We start from the raw sequence: 15,797 nt of genomic DNA on the forward strand, positions 1-15,797 counted from the left end.
TCTTATATAAGAGCGAGATCCTGTCAGGTCATTTAGGGGGCCACCTCAGCAGGAAGCGCCGAAAAGCGTCGATCGAGATCGGTCGGCTGATCAAATATCCCTGAACCATGTCGCAGCCCATGACCGAAAGCAGCGCCATTGCGGCTTGGGTCTCCACGCCCTCGGCGGTCACCTCCATATCCAGCGCATGGGCGAGATCGATGGTGGAGCGCACGATCAACGGATCGCGATTGCTGCTCGTCAATTGCAGCACGAACATCTTATCGATTTTCAGTTCGCGCGCCGGGAGTTGCTTGAGATATGCGAGCGAGGACAGACCGGCCCCGTAATCGTCGATCGCGATGACGATACCGCGATCCGCAAAAATCTGAAGGTTGGCGATCGCGCATTCCGGATCGCGGATCACCGCCGTTTCGGTAATTTCAAATCCGATTTTTGCACCGCAATTGTGGATCTTGGCGCAGGTCGCTTCGACAAAGTCTTTGTCGCTGAGAAGCTGACCCGAGATATTGATGAAGATCGTCAGGTCATGTCCGTCCGCCGCCAGGATCTTTTGATCCCGGATCACCTCGTCGAGCGTCCAGAGCGTCAGCGCGGCAATTTGCTGCGCCTGCTCTGCCACCGTGATGAAATCCCCCGGGAGGATCAGGCCGCGTTTAGGATGCTGCCAGCGTACCAGGGCTTCCGCGCTGGAAATCTGTTGTTCGCGAACGTGCACTTTCGGCTGATATTGCAGGAACATCTCACCATTCAGGATCGCCGCAGGCATCTCGCGCGTGAGCGTCTGCCGGTCGAAGGTCGGGGTGCACACCGATAGATCGCGCACCACCGGCTGATGCGCCGAACGCGCATCCTCCAAAGCACCTTCAGCTTCTTCGATCAGCCGCACATTTTCGATCGTTCCGAACGGTGCCGCCGCACCGCCAATAACGATTTGAAAGGCGCACGCCTCCTCCAAATCGGGCGGACCATCTGCAGCGCTCCGGAGCGCGGCCAACGCCGTTTCGAACTCGCCAAAACTCGCCCGCTCGAACGACACCTCAATCACCGTGCGGCTGACGACCATCGTCGAACTGTCGGGCAGGATCGCGCCAATGCGCCGTTCCAGATCAAAGCCCAGGCTGTCCGCACCGACCCGCCCGATCTTGCGTCGCAGTGCCGAGAAATTCGCGATTTCGACCAGGCAAACGATCTGCCACGCGCTTGATCCGCTCGCTTGCCGGGCATTTTCCAGACCGCGCTGTAAGATTTTGCCCGGCGCGTCGGGCACACCCTTTCGCTGCTCCGGAGGGCGACGACGCGGATTCGGGGGTTGCACGGCACGCACCATAGATTTCGAGGTAAACGGGAGCATTAAACGAACCGTTAATCGTCCCCGCCGGGCTCGTTGCGTCGCCGAAACGCGATTGCATTATCGTTAAGATTCAATTAATAACCCCGAGCACCCAACTGGGTGTGTAAGGGAGAAAACGTGATGTTGAGCTTCATCCTCGATGTGGTTTACGGCGAGGGCAGCCGCCCCTGGTAAATCGTTCTATCGACCCGATGCGGGGGTGATCCGTTCGCTATTTGAGTGGGTTAGCTCCGTGTCGGGTCGGTGTTTTACCGAGACCGCTCGAAACGTTCCTGTCAGCGGCATTACGCGCACAGGGTTTCGCTGTCCCGATTCGGGACTGGGGCAGTCTGTCCCAATACGGTTAAGACGGCTATGCAAATAAAAGGGCGGCACCTGACAGCGTAATCAGGTTTATCGTTACGCCATTGCCTCAACCAGCCGCGCCATAAACGCCGCGCCGCGTTCAAATTGCGCTATCTCCAGATATTCGTCCGGCTGATGCGCCTGCTCAATCGAGCCCGGCCCGCAAATCACCGTCGAAAATCCAGCCCCCTGAAACTGGCCGGCCTCTGCGGCATAGGGTACCGCGCGCGCAGGCCCGTTATCGCCAGCCAGGCGGCGGGCAAGTGTTTCGGCGGCTCCATCCGCTTCGGGCGCAAAGGAGGGCGTTGCCGATCGCCGCACGACCGACACCCCGGCATCGGCAAAACGCGCGCGCAACGCGCGGTCCTCGCGGGTGCATGCCTCGAGAAACGGGGCGATGATGCGGTCGGGGTCCTGGCCCGGCGGTGTGCGCAGATCGAACACGAAACTGCATTCGCGGGCGAGGATATTCACCGCCGTCCCGCCCTGCATCAGCCCGATCGTCAACGTCGCATGTGGCGGGTGATAGAGCGATGCGGGGTCGCCATGCTGTTCGAGCGCCTCTGCCAAGGCGCGCAACTGCGCCATGAGCCCGATCGCAACCATATTGGCCGATACACCCAGATGCGTCAGGCTCGAGTGCGCTTCGTGCCCCTTCACCGTCACCCGCCAGGTCGATATGCCCTTGTGACCGCTGACCACCTCCATATTGGTCGGCTCCCCTACGATCACGGCTAGCGGTGCGGGAAGCTCGGAGACGAGTTCGCGAATCATCGACGGCGCACCCAGGCACCCCACTTCTTCGTCATAGGAGAAGGCCAGATGCAACGGCCGCGCGGCAGCGCCGGTTGCAAACCGCGGCACCACCGCCAGCGCGAGCGCGAGGAACGCCTTCATGTCGCACGTCCCGCGGCCATAAAGCCGCTCACCACGTTGTGTCAGGACGAACGGGTCGCTGGTCCAGGCTTGCCCGTCGACGGGGACAACGTCGGTATGGCCGGAGAGCACCACGCCGCCTGCCACCGCCGGGCCAATCGTCGCGTACAGATTGGCCTTGGTCTGGTCGGCATTCGCTACACGTCGACTGGTCACGCCGTGCCCACGCAGAACGTCCTCAACATACCCGATCAGCGCAAGGTTCGAATCGCGCGAGGTGGTGTCGAAGCCGATCAGCGTTTCCAGATGCCGCAGACCGGCGCTTTTCAAGTCATCGCTCGTGGTCATGTAACGCACCTTAGGCGTGCCTGCGTGCGCTTGCCAATCACCCGGCGGCAGAGTCCTCCCATCCGCCGCCAATCGCCTTGAACAACGCCGCACTATCCTGCCGCAATTGCGCGTCGCTCGCGACCAGCTGCTCGCGCGCGCTGAGCACCGCGACTTGCGCATCGATCAAGCTGTTCTGCGCGACGAAGCCGGTGCGATACTGCGCCTCGATCGCATGCGCCGTCGCTTGCGCATCCGCAACCGCGCGCTGCAAAGCCGCATTGCGGCGACGCTCGGCATCGATCCGCGCGAGCGGATCCTCGACATCGCGCAACGCCCCGAGCACGGTGGTGCGATAGCGCAGATAGGCTTGTTCCCGGTCTTCCTTGCGCAGGCCGACGGTCGCCTTGCGCCGCCCCCAATCGAGCAAGGGGAAGGTTACCCCCCCTACCCCGGTCGCCTGGATACTGTCGCCGGACACGAGCGATCCAAGCGAGGTGGAGATGAGTTGCGCCATCCCGGTCAGTTTGAATTTCGGGTAGAGGTCGGCCACCGCCACGCCAATGTCTGCGGTCGATGCCGCCAATTGGCGCTCGGCCGCGCGAATATCGGGGCGGCGGCGCAGCAGATCCGACGGCAAACCTGCGGGAATGACGGGCACCGGCTGCAACGCCGGAAGCGGCCCGGTCAAGTCTGCGGTCAGGTTTTCCGGCTCGGTCCCGAGCAAAATGCCCAGCGCATGAATCCGCACCCGCACATCCGCGCGCAACGGCTCGAGCCGTGCTTCGATGCTGGAAATCGACTGCTGCTGTCGTTTCACGTCGATTTGCGGACTGAGCCCGACCTTGGCGACATTGCCCGCGATCTGCAGCGCGCGCCGCTGCTGGCCGAGTTCGTCCTCGACCACGGCAATTTGCGCCTGGTCCAGCCGCAGCGCAAAATACGCCTGGGCGACTTCAGCCCCCAACGTCACCGCCGCGTCGCGCTGCGACCAGATCGCCGCGTCGGTGCGTGCCAGCGCACCCTCGACACCGCGCCGCCCGCCGCCGAACAGATCGATCTCCCAACTCGCATCAAACCCGGCGGCGTAGGTGGTAATTCCGCTACCGGGCAGCGCAATGCCGCCGCTCGAGCTCCCGCCGCTGCTGCCACCCGAGAACAGGCTGGCAAGCGATGAAAAGCCGGCATTCTTGCTGAATTCGACATGCGTCACATTGCCACTGGCATCGACGGTCGGCTTGCCCACGGCATGGGCAGCGATCTCGTCCAGCCGCGCCTGCCGCACGCGCGATGCCGCGATCGCGATCGTCGGGCTGTCCTTCAGCGCCCGCTCGACCAGCGCCGTCAGCGTCGAATCGCCAAAGGCGGTCCACCAACGGGCAGGATCAATCGCGGCACCCGGCACACCGGTCTGCGGCTCGGCAAAGGCTGTAGGGACCGCCATTGCCGGCGCATGATAATTGGGGCCGACGGTGCAACCGCCAAGCAAGGTTGCGCCGAGCAGCGCCGCCGTAACGAGAGAGCGGGTCAATGCGCCATGCCTCCACCACCGCCACCGGATTTGCCGGAGCGCATCAAGAAAACGACGGGCGCGACGCACAGCACCACGACCATCAACGAATGAAACACGTCGAGAAAGGCAAGCATCGCCGCCTGCCGCTGCACCTGGCTGTAGAGCACGGCGAGCGGCGTGATGGTGTCGCCCGGCCCGCCAAAGGTGCTTCCGGCCTTGGCCAGCCAGTCGTTATAATTGGGGTTGAGCGGATTGAGCCCATTGACCAGATCCGACTGATGCCGCTGCAGGCCCGATGCCAGCATCGTTTGCGAGGCAGAAATACCGATCGATCCGCCAAGATTCCGCGCCACGTTCAACATGCTCGACGCCTGCGCGGTCTTGTTCTGCGGCAAGCCGACATAGGCGACCGCGCTGATCGGCACGAACAGAAACGGCAGCCCCATCGCCTGATACAGCCGCGCCACGCCCGCATCGAGGAAGGTGATGTCGGCGTTCAGATGCGTCATGTTCCACAAGGCGAATGCCTGGACGAGCAAGGCCGGAAACAGCAGCAACCGCACGTCGACGACGCCCGACAGCCGCCCGGCAAACGGCACCGCCACCAGCGTCGCCACCCCGCCAAAGGTCAGCGCCAACCCGGCCTGGAACGAGGTATAGCCAAGCACCTGCTGCAACATTTGCGGGATCAATTGGGTGGTGCCGAACAGGATCATGCCGGTCACGCCCATCACCAGCAGCGTCAGCGAGAAATTCCGGCTTTTCAGGAGCTTGAGATCGAGCACGGGCTCGGGATGCCGGGTTTCCCAGAAGCCGAGCGCGATCAGCGACACGGCCGAAATCGTTGTGGTCGCGATAATCAAGCCGCTCGCAAACCAGTCCTCCCGCTCGCCGCGATCGAGCGTAAGTTCGAAGAACCCCAGCCCCAATGCGATCAGGATGATGCCGATATAATCGACCCGAATGCCGCGCTTGAGCAGCTTCGCGCGGTCATCCTTGATCGCCTTGGGTTCGTCGACGAACAGGTTGACGAGGAATAGCGACACGATGCCGATCGGCACGTTGATGAGAAACACCCAATGCCAGCTCGAATTCTCGGTGATATAGCCGCCCAGCGTCGGCCCGAGCACTGGCCCCACCACCACCACAATCGCAAATGCCGCAAACGCCATCCCGCGCAATCGCGGCGGGAAGGTATCGGCGAGCATCGATTGCTCGACCGGGGCCAGTCCCCCGCCGCCAATTCCCTGCAAAACGCGCGCTATGACGAGCGTCGAGAGATTGGGGGCAAGACCACACATGAGCGAAGACAGCGTGAACAGCGCGATCGAGATCATGAAATAGCGCTTCCGCCCGATAACATCGGACAGCCAGCCGCTGATCGGGATGATGATCGCGTTGGCGACCAGATAACTGGTCAGCACCCACGTCGCCTGATCGTTCGAAACCGACAGGCCGCCCGCGATATGATCGAGCGCGACGTTGGCGATCGACGTGTCGAGCACCTCCATGAAGGTCGGGATCGAGATGATCGCGACAATCAGCCACGGGCTGAAACTGCCCGCTGCGGACCGGGTCGGATCCCATCCGTCCGCGCGCGCTGCGGCGCTCGCCATCTTAGCGAACCTTGACCGTGGGGATTACCGACATGCCAGGCCCCAGCGGATATTTGCGGGGATCGGGCGCATTTTTGGTATCGAACTCGATCCGCACCGGCACGCGCTGCACCACTTTGACATAGTTTCCGGTCGCGTTCTGCGGGGGCAGCAAGGCAAACGCCTGGCCCGCGCCGCGCTGAATCGAGTCGACATGGCCCTTGAACTTGACGTTGGGATAAGCATCGACCTTGATGTCGACCGGCTTGCCCGCGGTCATGTCGCGCAGCTGGGTTTCCTTGAAATTGGCGGTCACCCAGATGTGATCGGGCACAATCGCCATCAACTGCGTGCCCGGCCCGACATACGATCCGATATTGACCTGACGATTGACCACTTGCCCCGCGACCGGCGCGACCAGCCGGTTGTCGCCGAGCGTTACATTGGCCTGCCGCACCGAGGCCTGCCGCGCCTCAATCACCGCACGTGCAGCCGCAACCTGGCGGCGCGCGACGGCGATATTGGCAGCGGCGCTATCGATTTGCTGTCGTGCCGCCGCCGCCTCTGCCGCAGTGGAGCGCGCGGTTGCACGCGCCGCATCAAGCTGCTGCCCGGCAACGGCGGCAGGGTCGATCCGGCGTAGCGCTTCGTAACGCGCGAGATCCTGCTGCGCCTTGGCGGCGGTGGCGATCGGTGCCCGCGCTTGTGCGACCGCCTGATCGCGCGTTGCCTCCGAGGCCAGAACTTGCGCCCGCGCCTGCTCGAACTGGGCTTGCGCCTGCTTCACATTGGCGTCGGCCTCGGCGACCTGCGCTTCGGGCCCTGACGGCTCGATCACGGCCAGCACCTGACCTGCTTCGACATGGCGGTTATCGATGTCCGCGACCGACTTCAGCGTGCCGGCGACTTTCGGCGCGATCCGCACGATATGGGCATCGACAAAGGCATCGTCGGTCGACTCATATTGCCGTGCGTCCAGATAATATAGCACCGCTGCGATCGCGATCGCGCCGACCACCAGGACGAAAATGATCCAGAACAGCGGCTTGCTGAAGATCGACGGCTTTGAGGGTTCTTCGGCTGCCGAGGGAGCCTCCCCGGATTTCGCTTCGGGCTGGGGCGTGTCGCTCATGAAAGCTCCTGTCGTTCGGCGATCAGTCGGTCGAGAATGGCATCGGTATTGGCGGCGATCCGGCCCCCAAGCGCGGAGATCGCGGAGGCATCAAGGTCGGGACGCTGCATCAGCTTAAGAACCGTCGCGCGCGAAGCCCGCAGCGTGACGACCTGCCCAATCAAGGTGACAACGGCAACGCGTGCCGTATCGCCATCGTCGCGCCCGGTTGCGATCTGGACCAGATGCGCAAGCGTGCGGAGCATGGTTCCCAGCATACCGCCATAAATGCGCTCGAACGCAGCGGTCGGCTCCATCTGCTCGCGCATGATGAACAGCGAGTAGGACGTGTTTTTTTGACCCGTCATCTTCTCGACCAGACTGGCCAGGATGGCGTGGATCAGCGTGCGGGCGGCCGCTGGCGTCATGCCTTCGGGAACGCCGCCGTCAATCAGAGGCGAGAGCGTACCGCCCATTTGCGCGGCGATATGGCCGGCGGCGGCAAGGTATAGCCCTTCCTTGCCACCAAAATGATAGGTGATCGAGGACATCGCCGTGCCTGCCGCAGCGGCGATGCTGCGCGTGCTCGCGCCGTCCAGCCCCTTGCTGGCAAATTCCGCGATCGCGATTTCAAGGAGTCGTTGCTGGACCACGTGACGCCGATAATTCGTTCGAACGAACAAGGCAATCTGCAAATTGTGCAACGCCGCAAAAACGCCGCTCCTGCGGTTAGGTTGCGTGGCTCAGGCGTCTATCGTGTGCTGCGTCGCTTGGGCGGCTTCGGGAATTGCGGGATTGGAAAACTCCATCCCGTCATCGACCGATCCGTAGCGCAGCGCGAGCAAGTCCCGCGCATAATTTTGATGGACGCGCCACGGCGTCTTGCTGCCCTGCTTCGGGAATTTCTCCATCGCGCGAGTCACATAGCCCGAACTGAAGTCCAGGAACGGCGCTGGCGTTAGCGCGGCATCGCCAACGCGCGGGGTTGCCTGTCGCAACCCGCGCTTCTTCATGGTGTTGAGCAGCCGACACACATAGGCGCAGGTCAGATCCGCCTTCAGCGTCCACGAGGCATTGGTATAGCCGAACGAGGTCGCCATGTTCGGCACGTCCGAAAACATCATGCCTTTGTAATTGAAGGTTTTCGACAAATCGACCGGGGCACCGTCCACGCTGAACGCGACGTCGCTCAGCAATTGCAATTCCAGCCCGGTCGCGGTCACCACTAGGTCGGCGGGCAGCTCCGCGCCCGATTGCAACGTAATGCCGTCGCGGGTGAAATGCGCGATCGTGTCGGTCACCACCGAAGCCTTCCCGCTCTTGATCACCGCGAACAGATCGGCATCGGGCACCAGGCATAGCCGCTGATCCCACGGGTTGTAGCGTGGGGTAAAATGCGTCGCGACGTCGTAATCGGCACCAAGCTCGCCCCGCACCATTTCGATGAGCCGCTCCTTGGTCTTTTCCGGGCGCTTGCGGGCAAGGTTGAAGAAGAACATCTGGAACAGCACGTTGCGCCAGCGCACGAGGCTATAGGCCAGTTTCGCGGGCAATTTGGATCGCAGCCAATTGGCCGTCGCATCCTCCGCCGGTCGCGACACGACATAGGTTGGCGAGCGTTGCAGCATCGTGACATGCGCCGCGCTCTCGGCCATGGCGGGCACCAGCGTCACCGCGGTCGCTCCGCTGCCGATCACCACCACGGTCTTGGCCGCATAATCGAGATCGGCGGGCCAGAATTGCGGATGGACGATCCGGCCGCCGAAATCCTCCATGCCCGGCCATTCCGGCGCATGGCCGCGCGCGTAATTGTAATAGCCGCTGCACATGAAGAGGAAATTGCAGGTGAAAGCGACGGGCCCGTCCGGCCCCTCCGCTTCCACCGTCCAGCGCGCCTCTGCCGTCGACCAGGCCGCGCGCTTGACGTGATGGCCAAAGCGGATGTGGCGATCGATACCATAGTCGCGCGCGGTGTCGCTAACATACTTCAAAATCGAGGGACCATCGGCGATCGCTTTCGCCTCGGTCCACGGCTTGAACGCATAGCCCAGCGTGAACATGTCCGAATCCGAACGGATGCCGGGATAGCGGAACAGGTCCCACGTCCCGCCCAATGCCGCTCGCCCTTCGAGAATCACATAGCTTCGGTCGGGGCATTGGGTTTGCAGATGATAGCCCGCGCCGATCCCGGAAATCCCCGCACCGACAACGACGACGTCGAAATGTTCCATGCTCATAATCGCTCTCCGTAGGATACCCGATATTCGATTTTCGGGCTCACGGGAAGCGATCCGTTGCGATTAGAAATCTTTCTTGTAGCGCACCGTGACGTTGGACCCACCGAACGACCCGGCTTGTGACAGCACACTGAGCGCCTTCGTCAGCGAAACCTCCAACTGTGTGGCGGTGAAGCCGCGCGCATCGGTGATCACCTCCACGTAGATGTTGTTGGTGATGTATTTGCCCGCCGCCAGGGACGTGCTGCGCCCGGTGGCGCTGTCCGCCCCGAGAATGCGCAGGCGATCGATCCCGGCGACCGAGCGCAATTTGCCAAGCGGGTTGAGCCCGCCGCCGGAGCCGCGCAACGAGTTGAGCGCGGCGGCGAGCTGGATCGCCTGGATTGCCGATAGATTGGTGACCGAACTGCCGAACAGCAACCGGCTAAGCACCTCGTCCTGCGGCAAAGCGGGGGTGGAGTTGAACGCGATTTGCGGCTTCTGCCCCGTGCCCGAGACATCGATCACCACGGTGATGCCGTTGGTGGTGGTCGTGGCACTCAGCGCGATTTGCGGATCGACCAAAGCGCCGCCGTCGAACCGGACGTCGCCCTTGGTCACGTCGAAGCGCTTGCCGGCGAAGGAGTAGGTGCCGCGCACGATCTCGAGATTGCCGGTTACGCGCGGGGCGAGCGAAGTGCCGACGACGCGCAAATCCGCTTGCCATTCGGATTCGAGCCCCATGCCCGACACGAACAACTGATTGTCCGCACGCACGCGCAGGTCGAGCTTGAACAGCCCGACCGGTTCGGCGGGCGCGGTCGCCTGCGCATTGGCCTTGATGAGGTCGCTCTTGCGGCGCACGCCGGTCAGTTCCGCAACATCGGCCTGGCCCTGGCGAATGATCTCATAGCGCGCATTGGGGATGCGCAAATCCCCCGTGATCAGGCCGCCATTGGCCTTGCTGTTGGTGATCGCGATCGTGCCGGTCGCAGTCGCGCCGAGCGCGTCGCTGCTGGCGAGGCGCGCATTGTTGAGCGTCGCGCGGACATCAATCGGGAAGCCCGCTGCCGCCGAGAAGCCGACCGATCCCTGCCCCTGCACGGTCCCCTCGCCCGCCCGCGCCGACAGCTGCGTGATCTCCAGCCGGTCATTGGTGAAGCGCCCGGCGAGCTTCATCTGGGTCAGCCGCGTGCCATAAACTTCATTGTCATAGGTCAGCGAATCCGCCCGGAGCAGGCCGGTCAGTTGTGGAGCATCGACCCTGCCTGCAAAATCGGCCGCCACCGCGATTGGCCCCGACAGTTGCTGCCGCGACAGGCCCGCAAAGGAGAACAGCACGCCCGACGGACCATTATAACGAATGCCGCCCGACAAGGGGGCCGTCATCAGCCGCTGCGTCCAATCGCTACCGCCGCCGAGCGACCCCAGCGTGACTACCAACCGCCCGATCGTGGTGCCGCCACGCTGCACCAACGCGCGCAGATCGCCGCCATTGGCGTTCAAGCCGATCTGCGTGACCAAATCCACGGGTTCGGAGACGCTCGCCAGGCTCGATCGGGTGAACCGCGTGACGCGGAATTGCCCGGCGATGGTCGGCACAGCAGCCCCGCGCGGCTGGGTATAATCGAGCGAGCCGGTGGCCGATCCGCCAAGACCGAGATCCGGAACGATTGCGTTGGCGACCGAGAGGTCGAGCGCATCGAGGCGGAGCTTGGCAACGAGCCCCGCACCATAATCGGCGGCAATGCGCGCACTGCCCTTGTCAAAATCGATCCGCGTCGGCTGAAGATGATAGGTCCCCCGCTCGATCGCGATCCGCGCAGGCGTGCCGGTCTTGAAGCCGATGCCGTTGGCCTGCCCCTGCGCCGCGACCAGCCACAAGGTTGGGCTCAGCCGCGCATTGGCGGCGATATGGAACGGCACGCCGTTCGAGCCCGACGCAACCGCCTGCGCGGTGCCATTGCCATTGACGTAATTGACCTTCGCGCGCGCGCTCGACAGCACTGCCGCGCCGTAGCGCAGATCGGCAACTTGCGCGTCGGCAACGATCTGCGGCGCGTTGGGGTAGAGGATCGCCTGTGCATTGACGATCGCGCGTCCGATCGTGAAGTCGACCGCGCCCGGAACCTTGGCGTTGCTCGCGCGGGCGGCGACATCGACGCGCTGCACCTTGCCCTGCGCGGCGAGCAGCGCGGCACCGTTAATGCCCGATCCGGCGAACTGAACACGCCCGGCGAAAGGCCCGGCGGGAAGCTGCTGGAGCTTCCCGGTGAAATCGACCCCGGCGAAACGCGCTTTGCGGATGTCGACCGCCAATTGCGTACCGGGCGTGACGTTTAGGTCGGCGGTGAACGGGCCATATTGCGTCCCGCCCTTGGCGAGCACGGCATAAGACGACCCCGTGCCGCGCACCGTCGCTTCCAGATCGACCAGCCCCACCCCAACGCCGGGGCGCGGCGCGCGCAGCAGCACGACCGGCTTGGTCGCGGTGCCCGTGACGCGGGCAAAGAGCGGGCCATATTGCGTCGAATAGGCGTCCGCTTCGACCAGCAACGGGCCCTTTGGATCATAACGCCCCTGCCCGCGCGTCACGCGGAATTGAGGCGCGGCCAAATGCAGGTTGCGGAAGGTGACGATGCCGTTCGGGTCATAGCCGACATCCGCCGTCACCACCGCATTTCCGCCAAGAAAGCTGCGCGCGCCGTCATTGAAGATTTGCGATGTCCTGGCCGCAACATGGCCGGTAATGCCGAAGCCGCCGCTCGCCACCGTCACCACTTTGGCATCGGTGCGCAGCGAAACGATGCCGACGCCATCGATCCGGTAATCATTCACTCGCCCGTTGAGCGCGCCACGATAGAGGCCGGTCTTCAAATTGGCGACGACCAAGGCGGTCGCGTCGATCTTGTTCGAACGGATCCGCAGATTGTCCGACAGCAGCGTATTGCCGGTGATGGCAATATCGCCATTGATCGCGACAGTGTCGAGCAAGCCACCTGCCGCCGCATTGAGCCCGGTCACGCGCGCAGCGCGGGCGGCGAGCGGGACGATGATATGGTCGGCATTCACCCGCGCCAGCCCCGACGCGTAGAGCTTCTCAACCTGCGTCTCGCCAAAGCCCAGCACGGCGGCGGTCACGACATAATTGACGGTTGGCGTCGCGAATTTGCCGTCGAGCACGACGCGCGCCGCCACATCGCGCCCGCGCAAATTGGGGGCGATCGCGCCGGGGGTCAGCAACTTCGCATCGACCGCGAACTGCCCGAAACGGCTCTCGGCAAGGTCGAGCAGGCCCTTGGCATTCAGCGCCAGCGCATCGGAGCGCAGCGCCCCCGACAGCGTCACGCGCCGCTGGTCGAGCGTGGCGGTGAGCGCGACCTGCACGCGCGGCGCGGTCAGCCGGGCGAGCGGATTGGCCGCACTCGCCTCCGTCTTGGGCGCGCCGCCGGGATACAGGCCCGGATTGGCGAAGCCGCGCACGGTGAAGGTGCCGCTGTTCGCGGTCAGCGCCAGATCGGTGAAGGACGCGCCGCCCAGCGTGCCGGCCGCCTTGCCCTGCCACGCTTTCCAACTGCCCTTGCCGCCAATGCTGAAATCGAGCGGGGCCTTCAGCCCGCTCATGCTGGCAACCACGCCGGTTGCCGGGGCAACCAGATGCGCATCGAGGTCCAGCCGGTTCGCATCGGGCACGGCGTCGAGCTTGAAGATCAGCCGATCGCCGCCCGCAATACCGCGCCCGGCCAGCGCCGAGACGCTGGCGGTCACTTGCGCGCGCCGCTCGGCAATATGGGTCGCGCCGTCGATCTTGAGGATGTGGACCGCCCCCGTCACCGGTTGCGCGAGCACCATCCGCGCGACCGTCAACCGCCCGATATCAATGTCCAGATCGGGCAGAATCGGCGCATTGGGGTCGGTCGGCACCGCCTTGAACGCCGGGGAGCGTTGCATCGTCACCAGCGCCGCTTGCGCCGAGCGCACGTCAATATGGTTGTTCAGATAGGCGAACGGCCGCCAATCCACCGCGATGCGCGGCGCGGTCAGGAACACGCCCTTGGGATCGCTGACGCGCACATCGGTCAACACCATTGCGCCGTACAGCGAACCTTCGATCCGCCCGACCTTGATGTTGAGGCCGGACGCCGTGGTGTACCCGCCCAGTGAATTGGCGATGATCCGGCGGCCCGGCGCGGTGTTGAGGCCAAGCACCAGGAGCCCGGCCACAACGATCAGCCCCAACAGCGTGAGCCCAACCCATTTCAGCGCCCGCTGCCAGAAGGGTGCACGCGCGATGACGACAGTCTGTTCGGTCATCAAAAGGCCTGCCCAATGGAAATGTAGAGCGCGATCTTGCCGTCGCCCTTGCGCGGGTTGAGCGGCGTCGCGACGTCAAAGCGCAGCGGCCCGAAATTGGTATAGAAGCGCCCGCCAATCCCGGCCCCGAAGCGCAAGTCCGTCGCCTTGGGCAAGACGCTCTCATAGGCATTGCCGCCATCGAGGAAGGGCACGATCCCGAAATTGCCGAAGCGGTAGCGCGCCTCAAGCGCGAATTCGTTGATCGAGCGGCCGCCGACCGGATCACCATTGGGATCGAGCGGCCCGAGCCGCTGATAGCCATAGCCACGCACCGATCCGCCACCGCCGCCATAATAACGCCGCGACGGGGCGAGATCGTCGCGATCGGTGCCAGCAATCGACCCGGCGCGCACCCGCCCAGCCAGCACGATACTGTCGCCGATCGGGTAATAGCCGCTCGCTTCGACCAGCGTTCGCGCATAGGGGCGCACCGCGCCGCGTACCGAAGTTTCGGGGCTGAGGCTGAGCTTCAGGCGATAGCCCTTGGTCGGATTAAGCAGGCTGTCCGATCGGTCGAATTCCACCTGCCCGGGTAATGCCGCGATAAAATAGGTCGCGCGCCGCCGCGCGCCACGCCCGAAATCATAGACGCTTTCGTTGGTGCCGGTCAGCTCGAACCCATAAGCGTAGGTGAACTTCTTCTGCCAGATCGGCGTGGAGTCATACGAAATCCGCCCCGAAAACGTGGTCGTGAAGGCGTCGAAGGCGTCGTAATTGGAATGGTCGGCCCCAGCCGTGAAGGTCACCGTCCGGTCGCGCCGCCCGGCATTGGAGCGGCGGAAGGTGGCAGTGGCCCCTTGCTCCTGCGTGCCCGCTACCGCCGTCACGATCAGCGCGCCTTCGGGCGGGAACAGGTTGCGATGGGTGAACGATCCTTCCAGCCGGATGCCCTGTCCGGTGCTGTACCCGCCGCTGACCGCCACCGACCGCGCCGGCCCGCGCTCTTGCTCGACCAACAGATTGACCTGCTCGGTGCCATCGGGACCGATATTGCCGGTGCGGACCGGCTCCACCGACACGGTCGAGAACAACCCCGTCGCGACCAACGCCGCGCGCAGGTCGTCGACCTTGCGATTGTCATACAGATCGCCAGGCTTGAAGCGCGTCAGCACGCCGACATGCGCCGCGCCGAACGCCAGCCGCCCCTCGGTAGTGAAGGTGCCGAACGAGGATCGCGGGCCGACATCGACCGGCAAGGTATAATCGCCCGTTCCCGCAACGTCATCGAGCAGGATGTCGCGCTGCCCGACCTTGGCGAAGGGATAGCCGCGCTGCGGCAGCACCAGCGCAACATTAGCTTCCGCGCCCTGCACTCGCTCGGCCTCGATCGCTTCGCCGGTGCGCAGCGGGAGCAGGCTTTGGACCAGTCCAGCGGGAAGAGTCGGTGCCGCCTGCACCATAATCGTGCCGAGCTTATACTGTTTACCCGGCGTGGCGGAGACGATCGCGCGGACGCGTGCGGTGTCGCCGGGGATCTGTTCGATCGTCGAGATGGCGGTGCCATCATAATAACCGAGCGACTTCATCAGGCGGATCGCCAGATCTTCATCCTCATGCCCGCGTGCCGAGACCACGGTTGCATTGGCCGCCTTGCCGTCGCCGCCCCTGAGCGCCGACAGGCCGTTGAACTTGCCGGTCAACCCCAGCGTATCCAGCCCGCGTATGACAGTGTCGTAGCGAATGTCCGGGGACTTCGCGTCCTTGACGGTGACATCCACAAGCGGCGTCGAATCGAATGCCTGCAACGCCGGTAGCGGCTGCGTTAATTCGGGCGGCACCGCTTCCGCTGGAGCAGCCGGAGTGGGCATGGCGATGGGTGAAAGTGGTTCCAGCGGGGCGTTGATGTCGTTCGACAACGGCGGCAGCGCCTTGTTGAACGTGTCATCCGGGACGATCGGCGGTTCGGCGGTTTGCGGATCCCCCACCTTCGGCATCGGGACGGGAACAGCGGACGGCGCTTGCTGCACGCCGCCAGCGGCCACAGCGATCAGTCCCGTTGAAAATAGCAGCAAACCCAAAACCCGCGCTTCCCCGCTTCATGTCAGAGGGTCTCGCGATCCCAGCCCCCGCCTTACTGTCTAACGCGCAACGGCGAATAGGTTTC

At 64.0% G+C, this 15,797-nt stretch carries 9 protein-coding genes; all 9 read right to left on the minus strand.

Annotated elements, in window-relative coordinates; genetic code table 11:
- Positions 1-28: 28 nt before the first annotated feature.
- Positions 29-1,270 (minus strand): EAL domain-containing protein, encoded by a 1,242-nt coding sequence (locus ON00_RS02900; protein WP_010403053.1) that lies wholly within the window; start codon positions 1,268-1,270, stop codon positions 29-31.
- 483 nt (positions 1,271-1,753) lie between these two features.
- A complete protein-coding gene (gene argE, locus ON00_RS02905) occupies positions 1,754-2,923 on the minus strand; it encodes an acetylornithine deacetylase (RefSeq protein ID WP_010403054.1) in 1,170 nt (389 codons plus the stop codon).
- 37 nt (positions 2,924-2,960) lie between these two features.
- Positions 2,961-4,433 carry an efflux transporter outer membrane subunit gene (locus ON00_RS02910; RefSeq protein ID WP_010403055.1) on the minus strand — a complete coding sequence of 491 codons (1,473 nt, stop codon included), beginning with the start codon at positions 4,431-4,433 and terminating at the stop codon, positions 2,961-2,963.
- Positions 4,430-6,031: a DHA2 family efflux MFS transporter permease subunit gene (locus tag ON00_RS02915; protein WP_010403056.1), complete on the minus strand. Its 1,602-nt coding sequence runs from the start codon at positions 6,029-6,031 to the stop codon at positions 4,430-4,432. The genes ON00_RS02910 and ON00_RS02915 overlap by 4 nt, the downstream gene beginning before the upstream one ends.
- 1 nt (position 6,032) lies before the next feature.
- Positions 6,033-7,142, minus strand: coding sequence for an HlyD family secretion protein (locus tag ON00_RS02920; protein ID WP_010403057.1), 1,110 nt, complete (start codon positions 7,140-7,142; stop codon positions 6,033-6,035).
- Positions 7,139-7,804, minus strand: coding sequence for a CerR family C-terminal domain-containing protein (locus tag ON00_RS02925; RefSeq protein ID WP_245535524.1), 666 nt, complete (start codon positions 7,802-7,804; stop codon positions 7,139-7,141). The genes ON00_RS02920 and ON00_RS02925 overlap by 4 nt, the downstream gene beginning before the upstream one ends.
- Positions 7,805-7,864: 60 nt before the next feature.
- On the minus strand, positions 7,865-9,358 hold the full coding sequence (locus ON00_RS02930) for a flavin-containing monooxygenase (RefSeq protein ID WP_010403059.1): 1,494 nt from the start codon (positions 9,356-9,358) through the stop codon (positions 7,865-7,867).
- 63 nt (positions 9,359-9,421) lie between these two features.
- On the minus strand, positions 9,422-13,651 hold the full coding sequence (locus tag ON00_RS02935) for a translocation/assembly module TamB domain-containing protein (RefSeq protein ID WP_010403060.1): 4,230 nt from the start codon (positions 13,649-13,651) through the stop codon (positions 9,422-9,424).
- Positions 13,651-15,702, minus strand: coding sequence for an autotransporter assembly complex protein TamA (locus ON00_RS02940; protein WP_029622382.1), 2,052 nt, complete (start codon positions 15,700-15,702; stop codon positions 13,651-13,653). Before ON00_RS02940 ends, ON00_RS02935 begins: the two co-directional genes overlap by 1 nt.
- Between the last annotated feature and the right edge of the window lie 95 nt (positions 15,703-15,797).

Source organism: Sphingomonas echinoides ATCC 14820 (assembly GCF_000241465.1).
GTDB classification, from domain to species: Bacteria; Pseudomonadota; Alphaproteobacteria; order Sphingomonadales; family Sphingomonadaceae; genus Sphingomonas; species Sphingomonas echinoides.